General features: G+C 40.8%; 18 protein-coding genes. 12 read left to right on the top strand and 6 right to left on the bottom strand.

All coding sequences use genetic code 11. The annotated features are described in order from the left end of the window. The first annotated feature begins 113 nt into the window (after positions 1-113). The 3 genes from ACNURT_RS15855 to ACNURT_RS15845 are packed head-to-tail and all read left to right on the top strand — an operon-like array spanning position 114 to position 5,633. Positions 114-2,468 (top strand): GAF domain-containing protein, encoded by a 2,355-nt coding sequence (locus ACNURT_RS15855; RefSeq protein WP_419698518.1) that lies wholly within the window; start codon positions 114-116, stop codon positions 2,466-2,468. Between the two features lie 51 nt (positions 2,469-2,519). Further along, positions 2,520-5,108: a hypothetical protein gene (locus tag ACNURT_RS15850; RefSeq protein ID WP_419698517.1), complete on the top strand. Its 2,589-nt coding sequence runs from the start codon at positions 2,520-2,522 to the stop codon at positions 5,106-5,108. Between the two features lie 24 nt (positions 5,109-5,132). Beyond that, complete coding sequence (locus tag ACNURT_RS15845; protein WP_419698516.1) at positions 5,133-5,633, top strand: hypothetical protein; 501 nt, start codon at positions 5,133-5,135, stop codon at positions 5,631-5,633. Between the two features lie 21 nt (positions 5,634-5,654). On the opposite strand, the gene ACNURT_RS15840 is transcribed toward ACNURT_RS15845, so the two are convergent. Continuing rightward, entirely contained in the window at positions 5,655-6,815 is a 1,161-nt protein-coding gene (locus tag ACNURT_RS15840) for a putative sensor domain DACNV-containing protein (protein ID WP_370997935.1), read from the bottom strand. Between the two features lie 233 nt (positions 6,816-7,048). Between ACNURT_RS15840 and ACNURT_RS15835 the strand changes: the two genes are divergently transcribed. The 7 genes from ACNURT_RS15835 (at position 7,049) to ACNURT_RS15805 (ending at position 17,892) form a co-directional block, all read left to right on the top strand. After that, the gene (locus tag ACNURT_RS15835) at positions 7,049-8,218 is read left to right on the top strand and encodes an MFS transporter (protein ID WP_419698515.1); all 1,170 of its coding nucleotides are present in this window, start codon (positions 7,049-7,051) and stop codon (positions 8,216-8,218) included. Between the two features lie 217 nt (positions 8,219-8,435). After that, positions 8,436-8,960 (top strand): DinB family protein, encoded by a 525-nt coding sequence (locus ACNURT_RS15830; protein ID WP_419698514.1) that lies wholly within the window; start codon positions 8,436-8,438, stop codon positions 8,958-8,960. A gap of 191 nt (positions 8,961-9,151) precedes the next feature. Beyond that, the gene (locus ACNURT_RS15825) at positions 9,152-9,757 is read left to right on the top strand and encodes a TetR/AcrR family transcriptional regulator (protein ID WP_370997932.1); all 606 of its coding nucleotides are present in this window, start codon (positions 9,152-9,154) and stop codon (positions 9,755-9,757) included. A gap of 288 nt (positions 9,758-10,045) precedes the next feature. Continuing rightward, on the top strand, positions 10,046-11,188 hold the full coding sequence (locus ACNURT_RS15820; protein ID WP_370997931.1) for an efflux RND transporter periplasmic adaptor subunit: 1,143 nt from the start codon (positions 10,046-10,048) through the stop codon (positions 11,186-11,188). Between the two features lie 24 nt (positions 11,189-11,212). Next, positions 11,213-14,410: an efflux RND transporter permease subunit gene (locus ACNURT_RS15815; protein ID WP_370997930.1), complete on the top strand. Its 3,198-nt coding sequence runs from the start codon at positions 11,213-11,215 to the stop codon at positions 14,408-14,410. Positions 14,411-14,546: 136 nt separating this feature from the next. Next, positions 14,547-15,968, top strand: a complete 1,422-nt coding sequence (locus ACNURT_RS15810; protein WP_419698513.1) for an efflux transporter outer membrane subunit — start codon at positions 14,547-14,549, stop codon at positions 15,966-15,968. A 205-nt stretch (positions 15,969-16,173) separates the two neighbouring features. Continuing rightward, positions 16,174-17,892 (top strand): beta-N-acetylhexosaminidase, encoded by a 1,719-nt coding sequence (locus tag ACNURT_RS15805; protein WP_419698512.1) that lies wholly within the window; start codon positions 16,174-16,176, stop codon positions 17,890-17,892. Positions 17,893-17,926: 34 nt separating this feature from the next. Here ACNURT_RS15805 and ACNURT_RS15800 read toward each other — a convergent pair whose 3' ends face one another. Then, positions 17,927-18,268, bottom strand: coding sequence for a hypothetical protein (locus ACNURT_RS15800; protein WP_370997927.1), 342 nt, complete (start codon positions 18,266-18,268; stop codon positions 17,927-17,929). A 439-nt stretch (positions 18,269-18,707) separates the two neighbouring features. On the opposite strand from ACNURT_RS15800, the gene ACNURT_RS15795 reads away from it, so the two are divergent. Next, positions 18,708-20,435: a glycoside hydrolase family 9 protein gene (locus ACNURT_RS15795; protein ID WP_419698511.1), complete on the top strand. Its 1,728-nt coding sequence runs from the start codon at positions 18,708-18,710 to the stop codon at positions 20,433-20,435. A gap of 156 nt (positions 20,436-20,591) precedes the next feature. Further along, positions 20,592-20,780 (top strand): hypothetical protein, encoded by a 189-nt coding sequence (locus tag ACNURT_RS15790; protein ID WP_419698510.1) that lies wholly within the window; start codon positions 20,592-20,594, stop codon positions 20,778-20,780. Between the two features lie 51 nt (positions 20,781-20,831). On the opposite strand, the gene ACNURT_RS15785 is transcribed toward ACNURT_RS15790, so the two are convergent. The 4 genes from ACNURT_RS15785 to ACNURT_RS15770 all read right to left on the bottom strand — a co-directional run bounded on the left by ACNURT_RS15785 (position 20,832) and on the right by ACNURT_RS15770 (position 23,175). Then, a complete protein-coding gene (locus tag ACNURT_RS15785; protein ID WP_419698509.1) occupies positions 20,832-21,224 on the bottom strand; it encodes an iron chaperone in 393 nt (130 codons plus the stop codon). A gap of 30 nt (positions 21,225-21,254) precedes the next feature. Continuing rightward, complete coding sequence (locus ACNURT_RS15780; protein WP_419698508.1) at positions 21,255-21,731, bottom strand: VOC family protein; 477 nt, start codon at positions 21,729-21,731, stop codon at positions 21,255-21,257. Positions 21,732-21,937: 206 nt separating this feature from the next. Further along, positions 21,938-22,159, bottom strand: a complete 222-nt coding sequence (locus ACNURT_RS15775; RefSeq protein WP_370997921.1) for a hypothetical protein — start codon at positions 22,157-22,159, stop codon at positions 21,938-21,940. Positions 22,160-22,305: 146 nt separating this feature from the next. Beyond that, a complete protein-coding gene (locus ACNURT_RS15770) occupies positions 22,306-23,175 on the bottom strand; it encodes an alpha/beta fold hydrolase (RefSeq protein ID WP_419698507.1) in 870 nt (289 codons plus the stop codon). Between the last annotated feature and the right edge of the window lie 178 nt (positions 23,176-23,353).

Genomic DNA, 23,353 nt, shown 5'->3' with positions numbered 1-23,353 from the left:
TATGGGCGATGCAATAAGCAACGGCAACAAAAAGAATATCCGACTAAACTGAAGGTAGATATTACCACATCTTTCAATAGTTTTAGTTTTTTAACATGGATAATTAAATAAAAATGCACACAGAAATTTTAAATATAAATAAGGATGATTGTTTTTTATGTCAGGTGAATACTTGCCTGTCATTTAATCCGTTCGTGGAGCATTTGAAGGAGCGCATACAAACCGAAAAAACACTTAAAAGCGAGTTTTACAGGTATGTATTAAATAAATTTGAACAGGATACTTGTATTGATCTGGATTTGCACCCAGAAGATGCTGAAAAGTACCGGGAAATGCTCGAGCTGATCTATAGCATACTTACACCACCTATTTTAAACGAAAAAGAGTTTTTTTGGGCTTTGAGTACACCCGTGCCCGAAAAAATATTCTTTAGTACCGACGCTTTTTTCGATTTCCATTCCAGTAATCATTCCGGCTTGCATGCAGTGAATATTAGTAAGGGCGAACTATTTAGTCAGCGTCAGAAACGGTTTATATACAATTTGATACTGGAGCGCTTATACGGTTTTACAGCGGTGTCAAAAAACGAAATGCTTTTTACCAATGCCGATCCTGAAACCGGACTTTCACGCTTTTACAACATCCAGACCAACACACAGTTTGTTAACATAAAATTGACTGGCGACTTACCGGAGATCAATTTTGATGCCATTGAGCCCTATATTAATGATTACGAAGGGATAGATGTTTTAGAAGATATACTACCACTCTCTAATTTTAAGTTTGAAGGGTTTACGGTAATAACTCTTACCGATGTAACCTTGCCCCACGCCATAGAAAGCATCCGTAATGAGCTCGTAAACCATTCCAATAACGAAGCCGACCAGTACGATCTGATCATCGAATCGCTTAAAACGCTTTCCGAAAACCCGGCTATTGAGTTTGGCTTATTACCCTTTTTAACAGTCAATAATAAATTAATATTCGATACCAACGAATGTTCGCAAAGTGTGCTCATTTCATCCGCAAAGGAATTTAGCCTGGCCGAGGAAACATTTTATGCCATTACCGACGATTATAAGCAAAACCCCAAGCCTGTATTCTTTCGGTCGCTGACCGACGAAAAGGTTTCAAAACATCCCTTTCTTAATATTTTAAAGCAGGCAGGTATTAAGTCGTACGGTATTTTCCCGGTTTATTATAATAAAAAAATGGCCGGTATCATGGAAGTTTATTCTTACCAGGAGATAGTGTTTTATGAAAAATTGTTATCGAAGTTACAGGCTGCTATCCCGTTAGTAGCTCAGTTACTGCAAAACAGTATAGACCAGTTTACCTCCCGCATAGAGACCATCATCAAAGATAAATTTACCTCGTTGCAGCCATCCGTTCAATGGAAGTTTAACGAGGTGGCCTGGAACTATTTGCGGAAAAGCAACAGGAAAAAGAAAAACCAGGAAATAGAGACTGTGGTTTTTGATAATGTATACCCCTTGTTCGGCGCAGTTGATATCCGTAACTCCACCATCGAGCGTAATAGTGCTTTGCAGGAAGACCTAAAGTCGCTGCTCACCACTATTATGGAAACGTTGACCATATTAAAAAAGCACATCCACCTTACATTAACCGACAGGCTGATTTATAAATGCGAAGAGTGGCTGGAGAAGGTGAACGGCTTTATAACCACCAATGACGAATTGATGCTTGATGGTTTTTTGCATGATGAGGTAAATCCCTTTCTTGATCATTTCCGGAAGAATTATCCCAACGAAAAAGAGGTAATAGATCGTTATTTTGATTCACTTGGCGAAGAAGAAGGCCTTTCTTATGCCCACAGGCGCAACCTGGAAGCGTCTATGCAGCTTGTTAATACTTCTATCAATCACTATCTGGAGCAGGCGCAGGAAGAAGTACAGGGGTCATATCCTTGCTATTTTGAAAAATTTCGCACCGATGGGGTAGAATATGATATTTATATAGGGCAATCCATAGCTCCCGAAAAGATGTTTGATGTATTGTATTTAAAAAACATCCGTTTATGGCAGCTTAAATCAATGGCCGAAATTGCCAGGCTTACCCATGGATTAACCGAGCAGCTTTCAAGGCCATTGCAAACCACACAACTGATATTTATACACTCAAATCCTATTGATATCAGTTTCAGGAACGATGAAAGACGTTTTGATGTGGAAGGAGCCTATAATATCAGGTACGAGGTGGTCAAAAAACGCATCGATAAGGTTTTAATAGCCGGAACAATTGAGCGGTTGACCCAACCGGGTAAAATTGCCATGGTTTATTTTAACCAGGCAGAAGCTGCCGAATATCTGGAATATATTAAATACCTGCAGGAAGAGGACATATTGCTGGATGACCTGGAACAGCTTGAACTGGAAGAATTGCAGGGTGTTACCGGTTTAAAAGCGCTTAGAGTAGGTGTTAATTACGAAATAGTTTTAGAAAAATAAAACTATTTTGTAATATGCAGTGGTGCTACCATTGCTAACAAAAACCAGATCATGCGGCCTGCTAAAAATGTGCTTAAAGTATTATTCCTTTCTTTAACGGGGATTTTTCTGTTGAGCCCACAGCGCTTAAAGGCACAGGTTACAGGCGATAGTATAAAATTGGCTATTGAGCCCACTTATAATAGTGTAAGCAAAACTCACCGGTTTTTTCTTGGCGAGAGTTATCGGAAGCTTTGGGCTGCACCGGTTAAGTTGCCCATATTTCATATCTCCACAGAAAAAGGAGGCTTGAAAATTCTGCAAAAGGGCGGGGGACAACAAACCAAATCATTGCGACTGCAAGATTCAACAGGGCAGCAATGGGTGTTGCGTACTATTCAAAAATACCCGGAAAAGGGTTTGCCGGTCGATCTCAGACCAACTGTAGCCAAAGATATATTGCAGGATCAGGTGTCGGCAGCACATCCGTTTTCGGCGCTTACGGTTCCGCCGCTGGCCCAGGCATTGGGTGTGCCGCATTCTAATCCCAAAATTGTTTATGTGCCCGATGATCCTGCATTGGGCGATTACCGGAAAGATTTTGCCAATCAGGTTTTTTTATTTGAGGAGCGGGAGCCCCTTGATGCCGAAAAAACGGATAATACCGCGAAAGTACAACGAAAGCTGCAGGAGGATAACGACAACCGGGTTAATGAAAAGACCATTTTAAGGGCACGCCTGCTGGATATGCTCCTGGGCGACTGGGACAGACACGAGGATCAATGGCGCTGGGAAAAGATAGATGGCAAGCACGAAACCATTTACGAGCCTGTACCTCGCGATCGCGACCAGGTGTATTATAAAACGTCGGGTGTGTTACCCTGGATAGTGGCCCATCAATGGTTGAAATCAAAGTTTCAAGGTTATAGCGACGAGATCAGGGATATCAATGGCTGGAATTTTAACGCCCGCTATTTTGATCGTTACTTTTTAAATCAGTTGAGCGAAGACGATTGGAAAGAACAGATTAGCTATGTGCAATCCAAATTGACAGATGAACTGATCAACAAGGTTATGAAATTAATGCCTGATGCCATTTATCAGCTTTCGGGTAAAGAGATAGCCGATAAGATGATAGCCAGGAGAAATGGATTGGCCAAACAGGCATTGGAATACTATCGTTTTATATCGCGCGAGGTGGAGATCCCGGCGAGTGATAAAACAGATCAATTCACTGTTCATAATGAACTAAATGGCGATTTAACGGTAACGGTTAACAAGATCAAAAAGGATGGCAGTATCGACAAGGTAACCTATCACCGTATATTTACACCTGCTGTAACCAAGGAAGTCAGGCTTTATGGTTTTGCTGGTGATGATGTGTTTTCGGTTACAGGTAACCAGCCTTCGCCAATTAAAGTACGGATGGTTGGCGGGGATGGTATGGATAGTTTTACTGTGAACGATAGTTTACATAATAAACGGAATTTGTACATCTATGACCGTTCCGACCAGCAAAACAAACTACCACCGGCATCGCAGGCAAAAAATAAAACGTCAACAGATACCACTGTAAACAGTTATGATAAAACCAGTTACAAATTTGATCGTTTTGAGCCTATTATTTTAGCCAATTACAGTAATGACATTGGTGTGCTGCTTATCGGTGGTTTTTCTTATGAAAAGCATGGTTTTCGAAAGGAGCCTTATTCGTTTAGGGAGGAGTTTTTAACCAATTACTCGTTGGAACGGAAGTCGTTATTATTTACCTACGTGGCCGAGTGGAAGAAACTTATAGGAAATAATGATTTTGGTATTAATATACTGTCGAGAGGGCCTAATAACCTCAGCAACTTCTTTGGAATAGGTAATAACACCGTTTTTGAAAATAAAGATGACCATAAGATCTCTTATTACCGTAACCGGTATGATTACGTAACCGGTGATGTTTCATTGCACCATACCTATGGTAACTGGCGTTTAAGCGCAGGTGTAGCCGGGCAGTTTTATAACAGCCAGGCATCAAACAACAGTAAACGCTTTTTGAATGACTATAATCAGGCGTATCCCAATGAAAAAGTATTCGGTACCAAGGTTTATGGAGGGATAACCGCTAATGCCAAACTGGATACCCGTAATAAGTTGATTATACCTACGCAAGGAATTTTATGGAATACAACGATTAGCGGGTTTTCTGGCGGTGGCTCGGGAAGCCATAATACCTACGGGCAAATTTTGTCTGAGTTTAGTTTCTATTTAAACCCCGACAGGGATTCTGTTTTGGTGATAGCCAACCGTACTGGTTTGGGTACCACAGTAGGCGATGCCGCTTATTTTCAATTGATGAAGTTGGGCGGAGCACAAAATTTCCGTGGTTTTCATACCAACAGGTTCACCGGTAAAACTATCGCCTACAATAATCTGGAACTGCGCCTGAAAGTACTTGATTTTAGCTCCTACCTATTACCTGGCTCATTGGGTATTATCGGCTTTAATGATGTGGGTCGGGTATGGCAACCGGGTGAATCTTCCGATCAATGGCATGATGGCTACGGCGGGGGAATCTACCTAATCCCGGCTCAATTGGTATTGATTGAAGGGGTGGTTGGCTTTTCTAAAGAAGGAGCTTTGCCTTATATATCGATAGGGTTCAGGTTTTAACGGGATCACCTAATAATTTTTCTCATGAACATAATACAGGCGGAATTTGATAAAAGCGATTATGAAATTTACGATGACTTCCTGAACATAAAGATTGATGGAGAGTGGTTGGACGAAAAACTGGAGGAATCTTATCCTGGCGAAATGTATAAAGGAACAATACCAACCTTACTTTTTGCAATGGAATCTAAGATAGAAAGTGATCTTGTATGGAATCGTATCCTTCCTGATTTCAATGCTAAAGTTATTTGTCCAATTTTAATGTGCCCGGATGATCGTGATTTTTCATGCACTTTGATTGTTGCAGAAATTGAATGTTTGGATGATGTAGTAATATGGCATAGATTAGGTCTGGATATTACTAAAGACTGGCAACCTGAAAGTGTTGGCTCTGAGGTAAAATGGTTTTATAGGGAATTATCATACCAATTTCAAAAAACAGAGTATATAAAGATGATCAAAGCATTTGAACATCAATTTAAAACGGACGAAGCGGCTTGGACACTCAGAAATAAAAATATTTAGTATAACGGCTGCTTTTAAGCTTTACAGTAACAAAATATCTATCTGATGCGCATGTACCATATCAACAACAGGAGACCATGCAAAAACTGTAAATCGACCATCCTGTGAGGCTACCAGTGCTATGGCATCTTTTTGGTCAAATACAAATTGAGCCGCCGATAAATGCCTTGTACCACCATTTTGTGCCGGGTGTATTATTTGAGTAGAACAGCCAACTACAGGTTCGGTAACGATAATTTCTTCAATACGGACGCTTTTGGACGACCGGCCGATCTTGGCGCCAAAGGCCAGTAATTCATGCTTGTCGTTAATCACCGTTGCGCCATCTATAGATGTTAGTCCACCGATCGTATCTACAGCCCGGCGTAGTTTTTCCTGCCAGGAGGTATGGTATTTTTCAATCCCTTCGTGTATCATCAGATCGGTGAGACCAGAGAAGGCCGGAGATACCGGGTATGATATCGGCGTAATGATCGACTCCATCCAATCGTCGTTGCCGGAAGGAACTACCAGTAAGATCCCTCCACGACGGTGTGCCTGCATCGAAGCTGCCAATTGTACCAAAACATTCACCGGATCGTTCCAGGATGATGGTAAAGTAAAATCGAGCATAGAGGTGAGTATAGTAGGGCAGTCGGATAGGGTTGAACCTTGTTCGTCGACCACTTTAATATCGTCGCCTTTTAAAATAGCGATGTTCAAAAATTTACCGAAGCCGTCAACCCTGCGGTGTTTGATCACCAGTAAGCCCGGTTCTATCACTTCCAGTACAAAGCAATAAGCAGGTATAGCCAATGTAGTACCCCAAACATAAAGCTCGCCATCCTCAATCCAAACACCTAAATGTATGCCTGGTTGTTGAACGGCAGAGGCAAACTTGGTGAGAATATTAGGTGCAAGCGGTATTTTATGACCAAATAACAGGGGTTGCCCGGCACTTTCGGGCGGCAGGAATGCCAAAGTAAACTTTGGTGAATATCCTTCTTCCCGGCGCAAACTCGCCCAAAAGGCTATATCGATTATATTTTCAATGATACTGATGTCTGGGGTGGGGGCAGCAACATCGGCATCAGCTTCAGCATTAACCAAAGAGTGAAAATGTTTAAAATGTCTTTCAATGGAGGGTGCTACAACCCGGGCAGCTTTATAAGTGGGTTCAGAAGTTGTGCTGCTGGTTTTCATTTTTCTTATGCGAGGCTTGTTGTGTTACCAAAAATAACGCTATTTACCTGCTGACACAAACAAATAGGTCAAAATTGCAATTGGAGGATAATCTGTTTTAGTAAAATATTGATTTGTAATATAGGGGGTGTTGCCTTTATATGGTTATTTATTTACTATATACCAGGCAAAGCGCCCGCACTTATAAATTATCCATACTTTTGCCATTTTAAATACACATTTTAAATACAAATATGAATCAGGTTACAGCTCCCGGGAAATTGAAATTGCGAATTGCCTGCGGGGTGTTCTTTTTTATTTCGGGCTTTGGGTATTCATCCTGGGCATCACGTATACCCTCCATACAGCAACAGTTACATTTGAATGAAGGCCAGTTAGGGGCGGTGTTGTTTGCTTTACCCATTGGTTTGATGCTTACCATACCTATAACCGCAAAAATGTTGAAACACTTTAGCAGCCGGAGCATTATGCTGGTGGGAGCTATAGCTTTTAATCTTTTACTCTGCTTACCAGGCTTTACTGCTTATGTATGGCAACTGATTGTGCTGCTTTTCTTCTTTGGTTCGGCACGTAATATATTCAACCTTTCGGTTAATGCACAAGCCGTGAGTGTACAGGGTTTTTATGACCGGTCTATCATGGTTACATTCCATGGTATCTGGAGTATGGCCGGCTTTGCAGGTGCTGCTGTTGGATATTTGATGGTATCCTTTAACGTGGCGCCATCTTATCACTTACTATTTATAGGAATCAGCATGATTATTATTACATTGATCTTTTATCCTCATACTTATTATGAAAAACCTGTAAATAAAATAAATCGGTCGGTTTTTACCCTGCCCGATAAACACCTGATCAAATTTTCATTGATCTGCTTTGCATCCATGGCCTGTGAGAATACCATGTACGACTGGAGCGGCATCTATTTTCAAAAAGTACTGCATGCCTCCAAACCAGCGGCAACGGCTGCATTTGTGGTATATATGGTATCCATGACCATCGGCCGGTTTGCCGGCGATAAGCTGGTGGCATCGGCTGGTATTAAAAGGGTGCTTAGTTTTAGTGGTGTTTTAATATTTACAGGACTGCTGTTTTCTGTCGTTTTACCATATAGTTATACCGTGTATGTTGGTTATGCTATGGTGGGGATGGGAGTATCCTGTGTGGTGCCATTGGTATTTAGTATGGCTGGTAAATCACAAAGTATGAACACCGGACAAGCATTAGCCGCTATATCAACCGTAGGTTATCTTGGCTTTTTGATCATTCCGCCGGCGGTAGGTTTTATAGCCCAAGCTGCCGGGCTACGTTGTGCATTCGGCATTGTAGCCGGTTTTGGGGCCCTGATCATTATCATGGTATCAAAACTTAAACCGCAGGCTGAGGCTGTGGTTACACCATAAAAGCCCAAACATTTGCTCAATATGGTCATATAAATATTGGGGTGAATAACGCTGTATAACCGGCTTTGGTGTAACCTAATATACAGATCATGGGTTTGTAAAATCTCGTGCAGAAATCAAGGACAGATGGGTAAAACTACGGAGTTAGCTTATAATTGTATCAAAATTAAAAGTCTGGCAAAAAAGCCGGGCTCTTAATCATCAAAACCACCACAATATGAGCAATACAATAACCGAAACCAATGCGCTATCAATGCTGAATACAGCAATTAAGGTGGCCATATCTAATTGGGAACTGCAAAACACCCGCCTTAATACTTTAGTAGATAAATTGAGCGATGAGCAACTGGTTGCACAAACAGCACCCGGTCGTAACAGCGGTGTGTACCTGTTGGGACACCTGACCGGTGTAAGCGATGGTATGTTTACTTACCTGGAGCTTGGTGAAAGGCTTCACCCGGAATTGGATAACCTGTTTCTGAAGAATCCGGAAGCTGCAGAATTGGAAAGACCATCAATTGTAGAACTGAAAGCCTATTGGAATGAAGTGAATACGCTGCTTAAACAAAAGATGGAAGCGTTACCGGCCGAAGCGTGGTTTACCAAACACAGCGCCGTATCTGCAGAGGACTTTGAGCGTGAGCCACATCGTAATAAATTAAATATTCTGATCAACAGAACGATTCACCAAGGCTATCATTTAGGGCAATTAGTTTACCTATTAAGTAAAACAAACGCTTAAAGCACTTTACCTGACAATTCAATGAAATGAATTTGACAAAAAGATGGTAAATAAAGTTTAGAACCTTTATACTTTTGCCTAACGCTGTTAAATAAATTAACAAGCGTTAAAATAAACCGGGAACTAAAATAAAACCCGGTTGTTTTTGTAAAATAATTTAACGCTGTTAAATAATTTAATTAAGTAAAAAAGTGGCAAGCAAAGAACGGATACAACGCTTAAAAGAAGAAACCAGGATCAACATCCTGGATGCTGCTCTCCATATTGTAAAAGAGGAGGGTTGGCAAGCTTTGAGCATGCGTAAAATTGCCGATGTGATTGAATATACCGCACCCATTATATACGAATATTTTGCCAACAAAGAGGCCATCCTGTTAGAACTTACCCGTAAGGGGTACCTGATATTGACCAGGGACTTACAGGAGGTGAGAGCCAAGCATGAATCGCCGGCAAAACAGTTGGAAGCCATGTGGTTGGCTTATTGGGATTTTGCGATGGAGAACAAGGAGCTTTATCAACTGATGTTCGGGGTAGAGATGAATTGCTGCTGTGATATGGTGGCAACTCTCGAAGAGTCAGAAGGCCCTTATAACGAATTCAGTCAGGCTATTATTGAACTCATGCACATTAAAAACCCAACCAAAGATATGGTATGCTTAAAATACTACACTTTTTGGTCGGTAGTACACGGATTGATCTCGATTAATATCCTGCGCCGGGGTTACTCGGACGAAATGAACCAACAGGTATTAAAGGATGCTATCGGCACAATCATTAAATCAATAGAACGGGCTTAAATTTTGTCCGTATAAAAACAATGTTAAATCATTTAACACTGTTAAACATATAAAGTTTAAACATCTATTATCAAACATATAAATACATACATCATGGACATCAATTTTTACATACTACTCATTAACAGTATTAAGAAGCATAAGGCTGTTAATGCAAACACAGCTTGCCAGGAGGGTTAGCTGTTTATAACCAATCATATACACATGAACACAACTCAATCAACATATATACAGACCGCATGGTCATTTAAATCTCTATCATTTATCATCATCAAAAATTAATTATTTATGAAAAGTTTCATTTTAGCGCTTTTAGCACTTTCATTATATGGTTGCTCTTCAAAGCCTCAAACACAACAGGCTCCACCGCCACCATCTTTACCCGTAACTGCTGTTACAGCAGGCACACAAACTACTTACCAGGAATACCCTGCATCAATAGAAGGGGTTGTTAATGTAGAAATTCGTCCGCAGGTAAGCGGAACTTTAGATAAAGTTTTTGTTGACGAAGGTGCTTTTGTAAGTGCCGGTCAGCCAATCTTTAAAATTAACGAGCAACCTTACCGTGCAGCTTTAAATAACGCGATCGCTACTTTGCATGCTGCCGAAGCAACCCAGCTCAATTCACAACTGGAAATTGATAAGTTAACTCCATTAGTTGAAAACAAAGTAGTTTCTGACTACCAGTTAAAAACAGCAAAAGCAACCAATCTGGTTTCCAAAGCAAATATTGAACAAGCAAAAGCAAACATTGCAGCTGCTCAAATCAATTTGGGTTATACGCTGATCAAAGCTCCGGTAAGCGGTTATATTGGCCGGTTGCTTAAAAAACAAGGTAGCCTTGTAGGTCCAACTGATGCTGAGGCACTTACCCAATTATCAGATGTACATGACGTACGTGTTTATTTCTCATTAGGCGAAAAGGATTTTATAAACTTTAAAGAACAATATCCTGGTCAAACCTTAAGCGAAAAATTAAAACAATTACCATCAGTGTCACTACTATTAGCAGATGGTACTGAATATGCCAAACAAGGTAAAATAGATATGATTGATGGTCAGTTTGATAAAAACACTGGTTCTATCACCGTACGTGCAAGTTTTGCTAACCCACAAGGTTTAATACGCTCAGGTAATACCGGTAAAGTTCGTTTAAGCCTGGAACATAAAGATGCTTTAATAATACCTGAATCAGCAACTGTTGATATGCAGGATAAGGTGTTTGTATTTACCGTAGGCGATAGCAGCAAGGTGAAAAAACAGGAAATTAATATTGTTGGCAAAAACGGCGACAATTACCTGGTTAAAGACGGCGTAAAAGTAGGCGATCAGATTGTGTTAAGCGGTGTTGATAAATTACAGGAGGGTATGGTGATCCAACCTCAAAAAGCTACAGGTAAAGTAGCCGACGCCGCTGTAACAAAAAACTAATACATACACTTAAACTTTAAAGTCATGTTTCAGAAATTTATAGAAAGACCGGTACTCTCAACTGTTATCTCCATATTATTGGTGATAGTTGGTGTGCTTGGTTTAACAAAATTGCCCTTAGAGCGGTTTCCAAATATCGCACCTCCGTCGGTATTGGTTTCAGCTGTGTATCCGGGCGCTAATGCCGAGACTATTTTACGTTCCGTGACCCCGTCATTGGAAGAAGCAATTAATGGTGTGGAAAACATGACGTACATGACTTCCACCGCCAGTAATGATGGTACATTGGGCATCACGGTTTACTTTCAACAAGGCACCAACCCCGATCAGGCAGCGGTGAACGTTCAAAACCGTGTTTCACAAGCAACAAGCCAGTTACCCGCAGAAGTTGTACAATATGGTATAACTACTACCAAACAACAAAATAGCTTTATTGGAGCTATGGGTATTTACTCAGAAGATCCAAAAAAATATGACGCGACCTTTGTAAATAACTATGCGCAGATCAATATTATTCCCGAGATCAAACGTATTCCGGGCGTAGGTTCTGCCAGTGTATTTGGTGGTATTAAGGATTACTCCATGCGTGTTTGGTTAAATCCTGCTCAATTGGCAACTTACAAAATTACACCCGCCGAAGTGATGGCAGCCATACAGGACAAAAACCTGGAAGCAGCGCCTGGTAGATTAGGTGAGCGCAGTAATGAAGCATTTGAGTATGTAATTAAATATAAAGGTAAGCTTACCACACCAGAGGAATATCAAAATATCGCTATCCGTGCAAATGCGGATGGTTCTGTGTTGCGTTTAAAAGATGTAGCACGTGTTGAACTGGGTGCATATAGCTATAGCAGTGTGAACCGCTTAAACGGGTTTGAAGGTATTACTATTGGTATTATACAATTGTCGGGCTCAAACGCAAACGAAATCCAGATTGCCATTGATAAGTTGATGGTAAAATTATCAAAGGATTTCCCGGCAGGTATCAAATACAACCAGTTTTATCGTACCAAAACCGATCTTGATGAGTCAATTGACCAGGTTGAGCATACATTGGTAGAAGCTTTTATACTGGTATTTATTGTAGTATTTATATTCCTGCAAGACTTCAGGTCAACATTGATCCCGGCTATAGCGGTTCCGGTTGCCATTATTGGTACCTTCTTCTTCATGAACCTCTTTGGTTTCTCTGTTAACCTTTTAACCTTATTCGCTCTTGTACTGGCCATCGGTATTGTGGTGGATGACGCGATTGTGGTGGTGGAGGCGGTACACGCTAAAATGGAGCATGACCCGAGCCTTACCCCAAAAGAGGCAACTACCGAGGCTATGCACGAAATTAGCGGCGCAATTATATCTATTACGCTGGTTATGGCCGCTGTGTTTTTACCGGTTAGCTTTATGACCGGCTCAACGGGTATATTTTACAGGCAGTTTGCATTAACAATGGCTATCGCCATTATTATATCGGCTGTTAACGCGTTAACACTGAGCCCTGCTTTGGCTGCTTTATTTTTAAAGAATAAGCATACTGCAGATGGCCACGAAGCACCTAAGAAAAGCTTTGTTGATAAATTCTATGCAGGCTTTAACGGCGGTTTTAATTACATGACCACCAAATACGTTGGGGCTCTAAAGATCCTTATCCGTAATAAATGGATCAGTATGGCTGGACTTGCATTAATAGTTGTTGCTACAATTGTCCTGGTAAACAGAACAAAAACAGGCTTTATTCCAACCGAGGATCAGGGCTTTGTGGCTATCGCTGTTTCAACACCATCCGGAACATCATTGGCCAATACCAGCAAAATCATTAATCAGGCCGAAAAAGAGTTGAGAGCTTTGCCTTCAGCAAGGTTTGTGATGGCATTATCTGGCTTTAACTTTTTAACCTTATCCAACAGTCCGTCAGCAGGTCAGATCTTCCTGCTGTTAAAACCTAATAAAGACAGAGGGGCCGTTAAGAATATTGATGATATACAAAATATAATAAGAGGGAAATTAGCCGGCATACCAAGCGGTACTTTCTTTGTATTCAGTTTCCCAACTGTTCCCGGATTTAGTAACGTAGAGGCCATGGACGTACAGTTACAGGATAGAACCAATGGCAGATTGGATAAATTTAGCGGCGTAGCCAATAACTTTATTGGAAAGCTGATGGCAAAACCGGCAATTGCTTATGCCTTTACCTCCTATAAAGCCAATTATCCTCAATTACAGTTAGAAGTTAATGATGAAAAGGCTAATCAGTTAGGGGTAAGTGTCAGAGACATTTTATCAACTATGCAGGCTTACTTTGGTACAGCACAAGCTTCAGACTTTAACCGCTTTGGTAAATATTATCGTGTGATAGTTCAGGCTGATATTGCCGACAGGACCGACCCCGCATCTATTGACCGCGTGTTTGTTAAAAACAAGGCAGGAGAAACAGTACCTATTAACACGCTTGTTAAACTAACCCGTGTTTATGGTTCAGAAACTGCCTCTCGTTATAACCTGTTTAACTCTATCGAGGTTCAGGCTATCCCTAAACCGGGCTTCAGCTCTGGTGATGCCATTAAGGCGATAGAGGAAACAGCTAAAGAACAATTGCCAAATGGTTATGCTTATGAGTTCTCTGGTCAAACACGTGAGGAAATTTCCTCAGGCGGACAATCAGCTGTGATATTCATGCTTTGTTTGATATTTGTATACTTCTTATTGTCAGCACAGTATGAAAGCTATATTCTGCCATTGGCGGTAATACTTTCAATCCCTACAGGTATATTTGGTGTGTTTGTGGTATTAGGTTTAACCGGTATCGAAAACAACATCTATGTACAGGTAGCCCTGATCATGCTCATTGGTCTGTTAGCCAAAAACGCCATCCTTATTGTAGAATACGCAGTACAACGGCGAAGAGCAGGGCATACTTTGGTTGAGTCGGCCATAGAAGCAGCACGCTTAAGGATAAGGCCTATCATCATGACCTCACTGGCTTTCGTGTTCGGTTTGTTCCCGATGAGTATTGCTACAGGCCCATCAGCACAAGGTAACCACTCCATCAGTATAGGTGCAGCAGGTGGTATGCTTTCAGGTGTAATCCTTGGTTTGTTCATTATACCGGTACTATTTGTGATATTCCAGTATCTGCAGGAAAAAGTTTCAGGAGCACCTAAAGCACCGGCAGGTAATAATGGTAAAGATGTTCATGTAACGGACCTTGAACTGGCAAAAAATTAATTTTAGTATCAAGTAGTGAGTATTAAGTATCAGGATTTTTTAATAACCGTGAATACGGCGCTTGAGAAATCATGATGCTTGATACTAAAAATGAAAATCATTAATTCACGAAATCACTAATTCAATAATTATTCGGATGAAACGATATATAAATCCATACTCCTTTTTAATACTAATGGCTGCCTTTATAAGCGCCTGTAAAGTATCAAAGGATGTGGCTACTCCAAAAGCAGAGCTGCCTGCTAATTTCAGAAACGCAGCCAATACCAGTGATACCAGCAGCATTGCCGATATACAATGGAAGAGTTTTTTTACCGACGCTACACTGCAAAAACTGATTGATAGCGCTATCGCTAAAAATTACGATATGCAGATAGCTGTTAAAAACATCGAAGCTTCGCAGTTACTGTTTAAGCAGGTAAAATGGAACTACGTTCCTGAGCTTAACTTAAACGTAACAGCTAATACCAACCGCCCTTCAAATAATAGTATAACAGGACTAAGTATTGCACAGTATAACATTGGTACTAAGCATGTTGAAGATTATAATGCAAACCTTGGATTAACCTGGGAAGCAGATATTTGGGGCAAGATCCGCAATCAAAGCAGATCGGCACTGGCATCGTACCTTCAAACAGCCGAAGCTAAAAAATTGCTCCAAACTAATATTGTGGCCAGTGTATCACAAGGTTATTATAACCTGCTGATGCTGGATGATCAGTTGGCTATAGCACAAAAGAATGTAAAGCTTAATGACAGCACTTTGCGCATTATCCGTTTACAGTTTGATGCAGGTCAAGCTACATTATTAGCTGTACAGCAGGCCGAAGCTCAACGTTTATCCGCAGCTCAATTAATTCCGGGATTTGAACAGAATATCGCTATTCAGGAGAATGCCATCAAAATATTAACCGGCTCACTTCCCGACAGGGTTGAACGTACTGTTCGTTTAGAAGAGGTTGCTATACCTGAAAATCTATCGGCCGGTGTACCATCAGCTGTAGTAAGTCGCAGACCAGATGTGAAGAGTGCAGAATTAGCCTTAACCATTGCCAATGCAAACGTAGGTATAGCACAAGCTAACATGTATCCTTCGCTTACTATTACCGGTACCGGTGGTTTAAATACCTTTAAAGCCAGCAACTGGTTTACCATACCTGCATCTTTGTTTGGTACCGTGGCTGGTGCGGTGGCTCAGCCATTATTACAGCACAGGCAATTAAAAACCCAGTACAAAGTTGCCCTGGTTGATCGCGAAAAAACTGTTTTACAGTTCCGTCAGTCTGTTTTAAATGCTGTTGGTGAAGTATCTGACGCTTTGGTGAAAATTGAAAAGCTGAAAACACAACAAGGCATTATTGCTGATCGTGTGAGCACATTGCAAAAAGCTACCAGCAATGCTAACCTATTGTTTAAAAACGGACAAGCAACTTACCTGGAAGTAATCACAGCTCAAAGCAATGTATTGCAAAGCGAACTTGATCTGGCAACTGTAAAAAATGCACGTTTAAATGCCGTGTCAGACCTATACCGCTCAGTGGGCGGTGGTTGGAAATAAATACAACCCAAATATAAAATGATAAAAGGCGGCTCTCCAAAACAGGGTCGCCTTTTATTTTATAAAAGAACGTATAAAAGAACATGTACTGAAGCGCGGTTCAATAAAGTTTGCCTGAGCGCCGGTTATTGTAAATAAATTATCTTAAAATAGCCGAATTTTTACTATCATAGCGGCACCCGGATTGATTTGAACTTTTTATTGAATGAAATTTAAACTATTAATAGTCTTTCTTCTGATTGCTGCCTATGGAAGGGCTCAAAACCTGAACATCATCCCGCAACCCCAGTCGGTTAATAAGCAGGAAGGTCAATTTTATTTAAATAATAGCACCACCGTCGGTACTACTGATACTTCCTTATTAGCTTTGGTTAGTTATTTCCAAAAAGAGGTACATAAAGCAAAAAGTGTAGCGCTTGTACAAAATGTTAATGGCTCCGGAAGTTTAATCGACCTTAAATTAAGCAGCAACCAGCAAACAATCGGGGCTTATACTTTAAATATCACACCGGAGCATATTACGGTTTCATCATCAAATAAAGAGGGTGTTTTTTATGGATTAATGTCGTTACTGCAACTGATAAAAGATCAGCAGGCAGATAATGACAAAAATATCTGTTTGCAAGCATGTAAGATAACAGATGCGCCACGTTACCAATGGCGTGGGCTTATGCTTGATGAGGCAAGGCATTTTTTTGGCAAAGAGAAGGTAAAGCAACTGCTTGATTGGATGGCTTATTATAAACTAAATAAGTTTCACTGGCACCTGACTGATGTGCAGGGATGGCGCATCGAGATAAAAAAATATCCTAAGCTGACAACCATAGGTGGTATGGGCAATTACAGCGATACATCTGCCGAAGCAGAGTATTATACCCAAAATGATATCCGCGAAATTGTGGATTATGCAGGACAACGGTTTATCACAGTAATACCAGAAATTGATATGCCCGGACATGCAACTGCCGCCAACAGGGCATATCCGGAATATACTGGCGGGAGTGTGGCCGGTTATCCCAATTTTACCTTTAACCCCGCCAATGAAAACACCTACCAATACCTGGCGGATATTATTAAGGAAACCAATTCATTATTCCCGGCACATATGATCCATTTGGGTGGTGATGAAGTTGCTTATGGTGTTAAGGCCTGGTCGTTGGATACCGCTATTGCGCGTATGATGCAGAAAAAGAATTTTGATGGTGTTAACCAATTGGAGCAATACTTTTTTAAGCGGATGGCGGATACCGTTACCAGCCTGAATAGCAAAATACTGGCTTGGGATGAAGCTACGGGAGGGAGCTTGCCCCCTGATAAAACCATTATTTTTTGGTGGCGGCAAAATCTTCCCGGCCAGTTGCACCTGGCGCTTCAAAAAAATTACCAGGTAGTGCTTTGCCCACGTTTACCTCTTTATTTTGATTTTTTGCAGGACACCGGCCTTGTTGCCGGCAGGAATTGGAATGGGGTATTTAACAGGGTAACAGATGTTTATAATTTCCCAGACAGGCAAGTGCCTGCTGATGAGCTAAATTCAAAACTTATTGTAGGCGTACAGGCTAATATCTGGACAGAAACCATTGAATCCGAAAAACGCCTTGATTTTATGCTTTTCCCGCGAATAGCCGGGCTTGCCGAGGCTGCATGGACTTTACCTGAACAAAAAAACGAACTGGTATTTGCAGATAAATTAAAGGCCGATTTTAAAAATTATGATGCTGCCGGCATTTACTATTATAATCCGTTTGAGCCATCGCTTCACCCCGAGGTTGTTGATTTTGTGCCACGCATTAAGTTGGTCAAAGCGCGGTCGTACGTTCGTCATGCCTCAAAAAGAAGGCATGGGAAAATAAATCATAATAAATATGCCAGCTCAAAAAAGGGTCATAAAAGTTCGAAAAGATCCCATAAAAAAAGGAAATAACCGGCCGGTTATTTCCTTTTTGCCTATTTAAAACCTATCTGTAAGTAGAAAGATGGGTTGTTTTTATGGTCAGCATAAATGATTTGCCTACACTTATTTTAACGTTTTTATCTTGTAGTAAGGCTTTCACTGCTTCGTCGGTTCTGATGGCTTCGTACAAGTCCCGGGCTACAGGTGAGCCGCTGATGTTATTGGTCACTTTACCATTTTCCATACTGATATTAAAAGTATACCCTGTTTTGCTACGGCCACCCGCCGATTCAAAATCTGTTATATTCAATTTAAACTGCTGATCCTCATTCAGGCTTTTCTTCAAATGCAAACGAATAACCGGCATATACCTTTGCCAGGTAGCTAAAAACTTTCTTTCTTCCATACTATGCTTCTATAAAAAATGAAACCCTTGTGAGGTATTATTCTACAAGGGCATTAAAACGATTATAAGAACAGGCAATATTTCCTGATCCTATTTATTGAAAACTATTGTTTGTTAAATTAAAGGCAACTGTGAGCCGCAGGCTCTCCATAATGTTACCGCATGATTTTTCAAAGCTAAGTAAATTAATGTGTAAAGGACTTATATTATTCAATAAAGTTCCGGCTCAATATTTCTCATGAAGAAAATTCAGTATGATCGGTTATTTGATATGTTGCTCGGGTACTGATTAGCCTGCTGTAGAAGTAATATAGGGGTAAATGACCTTCATTTAAAATTCATGGGGAATATTAATTTGTAATTTGCGCATATAAACTTTTGTCTTCAAAAAATGAACTGCATCTCCAAATTCAAAACATTATTTACCTGTTTTTTAATCGTGCTTACTTTTATTGGTAAAGCGGCACCTATAATTTATATTAACCAGGTTGCTTTTGATGTGCGGGGAGCAAAAACAGCGGTTATCCGTAACGATATTAAATTAAGCGGATTATCATTTAATCTGATCAATTTATCAGGGAAATCTGTTTTTACAGGCACGCTAAAAGGCCCCCAACAAATTAATGATTGGGTTAAGGGAGCCTTTTTTTATCAGGCAGATTTTTCGTCATTTAAACAAAGCGGTAAGTATAAAATAAGTATTAGCGTAAACGGTAAGTCTTATCATTCTGATGGTTTTGAGATAAGTGAGAACGCGCTTGCTGTAAATACGCTTCCGTCTATCATTAGTTATTATAATAAGCAAAGAGCTAATACACCTACCGAGCTTGATGTTGATAAAGCCGTGATTCTTTTTGGTAGCAACAAAACGGTGGATGTACACGGTGGCTGGTGCGATGCCTCTGGCGATGTGAGTAAATACTTTTCGCACCTGGCTTATGCCAATTATATGTCGCCGCAGCAAATTCCGCTGGTTACCTGGTCAATGGTGAACGCGGTGCAAACCGTACCAGGCTTATTACATCAGCTTCATGTTGATGACAGTATGGTCAATGAAGCCTTATGGGGCGCTGATTACATCATGCGTTCGCTATCTAAAGAAGGCTATTTTTATATGACCGTTTTTAGCTATTTTAGTAAAGATCCAAAAGCCCGCCGCATAGTAGGGTTGAGGGCTAACAGTGTTACAACGGATGAATATCAATGTGCTTTTCGCGAAGGCGGGGGCATGGGTATAGCTGCCCTGGCACGCATCTCCACTTTAAAAAAAGACGGGGACTATAAATCGGCTGAATATCTGGCAGCGGCTAAGCGAGCCTTTGCTCACCTGCTCATTAATAATACCAAATATGACGATGACGGTAAGGAAAATATCATTGATGATTACTGCGCTTTGATGGCAGCTACCGAACTCTGGATAGCTACCGATAGTTCGTTTTATCATGAAGAGGCCCGCAAACGGGCAAAAAATATCGAGAAGCGGATGAGTCCTGCCGGTTATTTTATCAGTAATGATGAGGGACGCCCATTTTGGCATGCATCTGATGCAGGTTTACCTATAATTGCTTTATGCCGTTATCTACGTAAGGAAAAAGAGCAGACCGAAAGAACCGCAGCACTAACTGTTATTAAGAAGGCTCTCGATTACAACCTGCGGGTGACCAATGAGGTGAGTAATCCATTTGGCTATGCCCGTCAAACTTTTCGCCTGGGCGATCAAATAAAAGATGGCTTTTTTATACCGCATGAAAACGAAACTGGTTGGTGGTGGCAGGGTGAAAACGCGAGGTTAGGATCATTAGCTACCGCCGCAATAGTAGGTGGTCGTTTGGTTTACCCGCAAAAGGGAGGTTGGGGAGTAAAAAAAGATCTGGCTATTTACGCCTCTGATCAGTTATCGTGGATACTGGGTTGCAACCCATATTCCATGTGTTTTATGTATCAGTTTGGTAAAAATAATGTGCCTTACATGAGCTCAAGCTTTGGTCATGGATCGGGTAAAGGCGGAATATCCAACGGTATTACCGGCAAAGAAGGTAACCCGGATGGTAGTGGTATTGATTTTAAAACAGAAGACAAGGGCAACGAATGGCGGTGGACAGAACAATGGCTGCCGCACGCAGCCTGGTTCCTGCAAGCTATTACGGCTATGGCACAGCCCGAATAACATTGAGGAACAAATTTCATAATTATTCATCATTTTTTTATCTTAGCCGTCGTTAGCCGGGACTAATCAACCGTGGCTAAATATCTGCAAAGCCCAACCAATCATGTGCTTTATTATGCTGTAATGCGGCGGTTTAAGTCGTGCTAAATCAATGTTATGCTGATAGCTATAATGAAGGTCTGCATTTTTCTCTGTATCCTGATATTACCATTTCGCGGCCCTTCCAGGCGGCGGGAAAACACACCCGATCAGCCTCAAAGCGCTAAAACTTTTTCGAAATATGGCGTAAATGAAAGGGGAGGTTTGGAAGTGATCGAAACCGATGGTCAGGCCCAAGTTGATTAAGGAAAGAAAAAATATCTCTCAAGCACTGTTACAGCGCTTGAGAGATGAAAACTATTTTTTACTTTTTTTGGATAAAGCCAATACCTCGTTCTGGATCATCCGCTCTGTTATGATCTTTTTGATGAGATCAACAGGCAAAGGTTCGCCCGGCGCGAAATGAAGTGTTGAACCAGACACTTTCACGCCTTTAAGATTCTCCTGCATTGATTTTACCAGGCCCGGACTCATGGTATAAAAGCTGCAATACTTTTTGTTTGTACCAATCCCTACCAGCATATAATGATACTTGTAACAAGGCAACTGGTAGCTTATAACTTCTGTTGCCTGTGGTACCGTTGTTAATATGATGTGCCTTAGCTCTTCAAGCGCAGGCCTGAATGCTGCGGGTTGTTGCCCAATGTATTCATCGGCATTACGTGGTGGCGGAAAATCAGAACCTCTCATAACAGATAAATATAACGAATTAATTATCTATCAGGCTTGCGCATAGGCGTCGCGCAATGTCTGGATGTCAATTTTAACCATTTTCATCATGGCCATCATTACATTGTTTGCCTTTTTGGGGTCTTTATCGCGCAACATTTCTTCAATTTCTATAGGACTTACCTGCCATGACAGGCCGAACTTGTCTTTAAGCCAGCCGCATTGGCTCTCCTGTCCGCCATCGGCAAGTAAGGCGTCCCAGTAATAATCTATCTCTTCCTGTGTTTCGCAAGCGATAGATAGTGATATAGCCTCATTGAACTTAAACCCAGGTCCGCCGTTCAGGATCATAAATTCCTGACCAGCCAGTAAAAACCGGGCAACCAGTATATCTCCATTCATTTGCGGGTGCCCTTCACCATAATAGGTGATGTCTAAGGTTTTTGAGTTTTTAAATATCGAAGTATAAAAGTTAATCGCCTCTTCAACTTTACCGTTGAACCAAAGGCATGTTGTGATCTTTTGCATAATGTATTCTCCTTAATTTGTTTTAAAATAATTTACGCTGTTGGTTTATTTTGTTATACCAAAGTTACCTGAAGCTATCCTTTTAAAAAGGGGGTGAATATGACAATATGCGGGGGGAATTGCGTATTGTGGAATATGCTTAAAAAGCAAAGGGCGGTCTGTTAATGGACCGCCCTTTGTATATCTAAAAAGAAATTTATATCCGATTAGGAATTTTTTGATTTTTCACCTGCGTACGGCAAGGTTGATATAAACATAACCATGCCAATACCAAAAGTAATAAAGCCGCCATAAACGATTCCGGCAGAAGCTTGAACGCCGCTAACAGAATCGGCTGGGTTAAAAGCGTGGTTGGGTGTGAAAACAAAGAAGCCACCTATTACTAATATACCTATTGTTGTGATTAAAAGCCCTAATATTCTTTTCATGTTTTTGATGTGAAACTGTAATGCAGCAAATGTATAAACTTTAATGCAATCAACCAACATCACTTCGCTTAAAAAACTAACTTAAAGTTGATAAATTAACCCTTTATATAGTAAACCATGTAATTGGTTATATCCTGATGTCCTGTTTATTTAGGCAGATCTTTCATGAATTCCAAAATATCCGCACCGATTTCCTGAGCATGAGTTTCCAATGCAAAATGGCCGGTATCATAAAATTTCACTTTAGCGTTAGGGTTATCTCTTTTATAAGCTTCGGCTCCGGCAGGTAAAAAGAAGGGGTCGTTTTTGCCCCATACAGCCAGCAGCTTTGGCTTCTTATCCCTGAAATAAGCCTGGAATTTTGGATAAAGCGCCACATTGCTGCGATAATCAAGCATCAGGTCAAGCTGAATATCCAAATGCCCCGGCAAATCCAAAAAATGCTGATCAACAAGATACGCCTCCGGCTCGATCAGTGACGTATCCGCTACACCGGTCTGATACTGAAATTTAACCATTTTTGATGAGGTAAACTCTTTCAATGTGTTGCGGTTTTCAGTCGATTCATCTTTCCAATACTTTTGTATAGGGGTCCAGGCATTACCTAATCCTTCTTCATAAGCATTACCGTTTTGTGATATAATGCCGGTTATTTTTTCGGGATTAGCCAACGCTAAGCGAAGACCGGTAGGAGCGCCATAATCAAAAATATAAACCGCGAAGCGTTTGAGCTTTAAATTATCTATAAAGCCTTGCATAGCTTTAGCCAGGTTATCAAAAGTGTAATGATATTGAGCAGGATCAGGAGATTCTGTGTAGCCAAAACCAGGCAGGTCTGGAGCAATTACGTGGTATTGGGCAGCCAGTATAGGTATCAGTTTACGAAACATAAATGATGATGTAGGGTACCCGTGCAGCAGCAGGATAACCGGCGCATCTTTTGGGCCGGCTTCCCGGTAAAAAATATTCAAATCGTTTGTCTTAACGTAATTGTAATGGAGGGCTGTAGTTATCATTTGATTGTTTTTTATTGTATTCATTTGTTGAGCATGTGCGGATAAAACTCCGGACAGGAAAAGCAGTAACATTAACTGCCATTTTGTTTGAGTGATTGATTTCATAGTTCAAATTTATACCGTACATTTGATTGTTAAAAACGATTAATAATAATATAAAAAATCATAAAAAGTGATT

The sequence above is a fragment of the Mucilaginibacter sp. NFX135 genome (genome assembly GCF_048565145.1).
Lineage (GTDB): Bacteria > Bacteroidota > Bacteroidia > Sphingobacteriales > Sphingobacteriaceae > Mucilaginibacter.
The sequence above is the reverse complement of the archived record's forward strand: the minus strand, read 5'-3'. Positions and strand labels throughout refer to the sequence as shown.

Bases quoted from the DNA above. Each gene is read 5' to 3' on its own strand.
- ACNURT_RS15790 (WP_419698510.1), top strand. From the start codon at position 20,592: ATGCTGATAGCTATAATGAAGGTCTGCATTTTTCTCTGTATCCTGATA.
- ACNURT_RS15830 (WP_419698514.1), top strand. From the start codon at position 8,436: ATGAGCAATACAATAACCGAAACCAATGCGCTATCAATGCTGAATACA.
- ACNURT_RS15820 (WP_370997931.1), top strand. From the start codon at position 10,046: ATGAAAAGTTTCATTTTAGCGCTTTTAGCACTTTCATTATATGGTTGC.
- ACNURT_RS15770 (WP_419698507.1), bottom strand. From the start codon at position 23,175: ATGATAACTACAGCCCTCCATTACAATTACGTTAAGACAAACGATTTG.
- ACNURT_RS15850 (WP_419698517.1), top strand. From the start codon at position 2,520: ATGCGGCCTGCTAAAAATGTGCTTAAAGTATTATTCCTTTCTTTAACG.
- ACNURT_RS15815 (WP_370997930.1), top strand. From the start codon at position 11,213: ATGTTTCAGAAATTTATAGAAAGACCGGTACTCTCAACTGTTATCTCC.
- ACNURT_RS15810 (WP_419698513.1), top strand. From the start codon at position 14,547: ATGAAACGATATATAAATCCATACTCCTTTTTAATACTAATGGCTGCC.
- ACNURT_RS15855 (WP_419698518.1), top strand. From the start codon at position 114: ATGCACACAGAAATTTTAAATATAAATAAGGATGATTGTTTTTTATGT.
- ACNURT_RS15840 (WP_370997935.1), bottom strand. From the start codon at position 6,815: ATGAAAACCAGCAGCACAACTTCTGAACCCACTTATAAAGCTGCCCGG.
- ACNURT_RS15805 (WP_419698512.1), top strand. From the start codon at position 16,174: ATGAAATTTAAACTATTAATAGTCTTTCTTCTGATTGCTGCCTATGGA.
- ACNURT_RS15835 (WP_419698515.1), top strand. From the start codon at position 7,049: ATGAATCAGGTTACAGCTCCCGGGAAATTGAAATTGCGAATTGCCTGC.
- ACNURT_RS15800 (WP_370997927.1), bottom strand. From the start codon at position 18,268: ATGGAAGAAAGAAAGTTTTTAGCTACCTGGCAAAGGTATATGCCGGTT.
- ACNURT_RS15775 (WP_370997921.1), bottom strand. From the start codon at position 22,159: ATGAAAAGAATATTAGGGCTTTTAATCACAACAATAGGTATATTAGTA.
- ACNURT_RS15785 (WP_419698509.1), bottom strand. From the start codon at position 21,224: ATGAGAGGTTCTGATTTTCCGCCACCACGTAATGCCGATGAATACATT.
- ACNURT_RS15845 (WP_419698516.1), top strand. From the start codon at position 5,133: ATGAACATAATACAGGCGGAATTTGATAAAAGCGATTATGAAATTTAC.
- ACNURT_RS15780 (WP_419698508.1), bottom strand. From the start codon at position 21,731: ATGCAAAAGATCACAACATGCCTTTGGTTCAACGGTAAAGTTGAAGAG.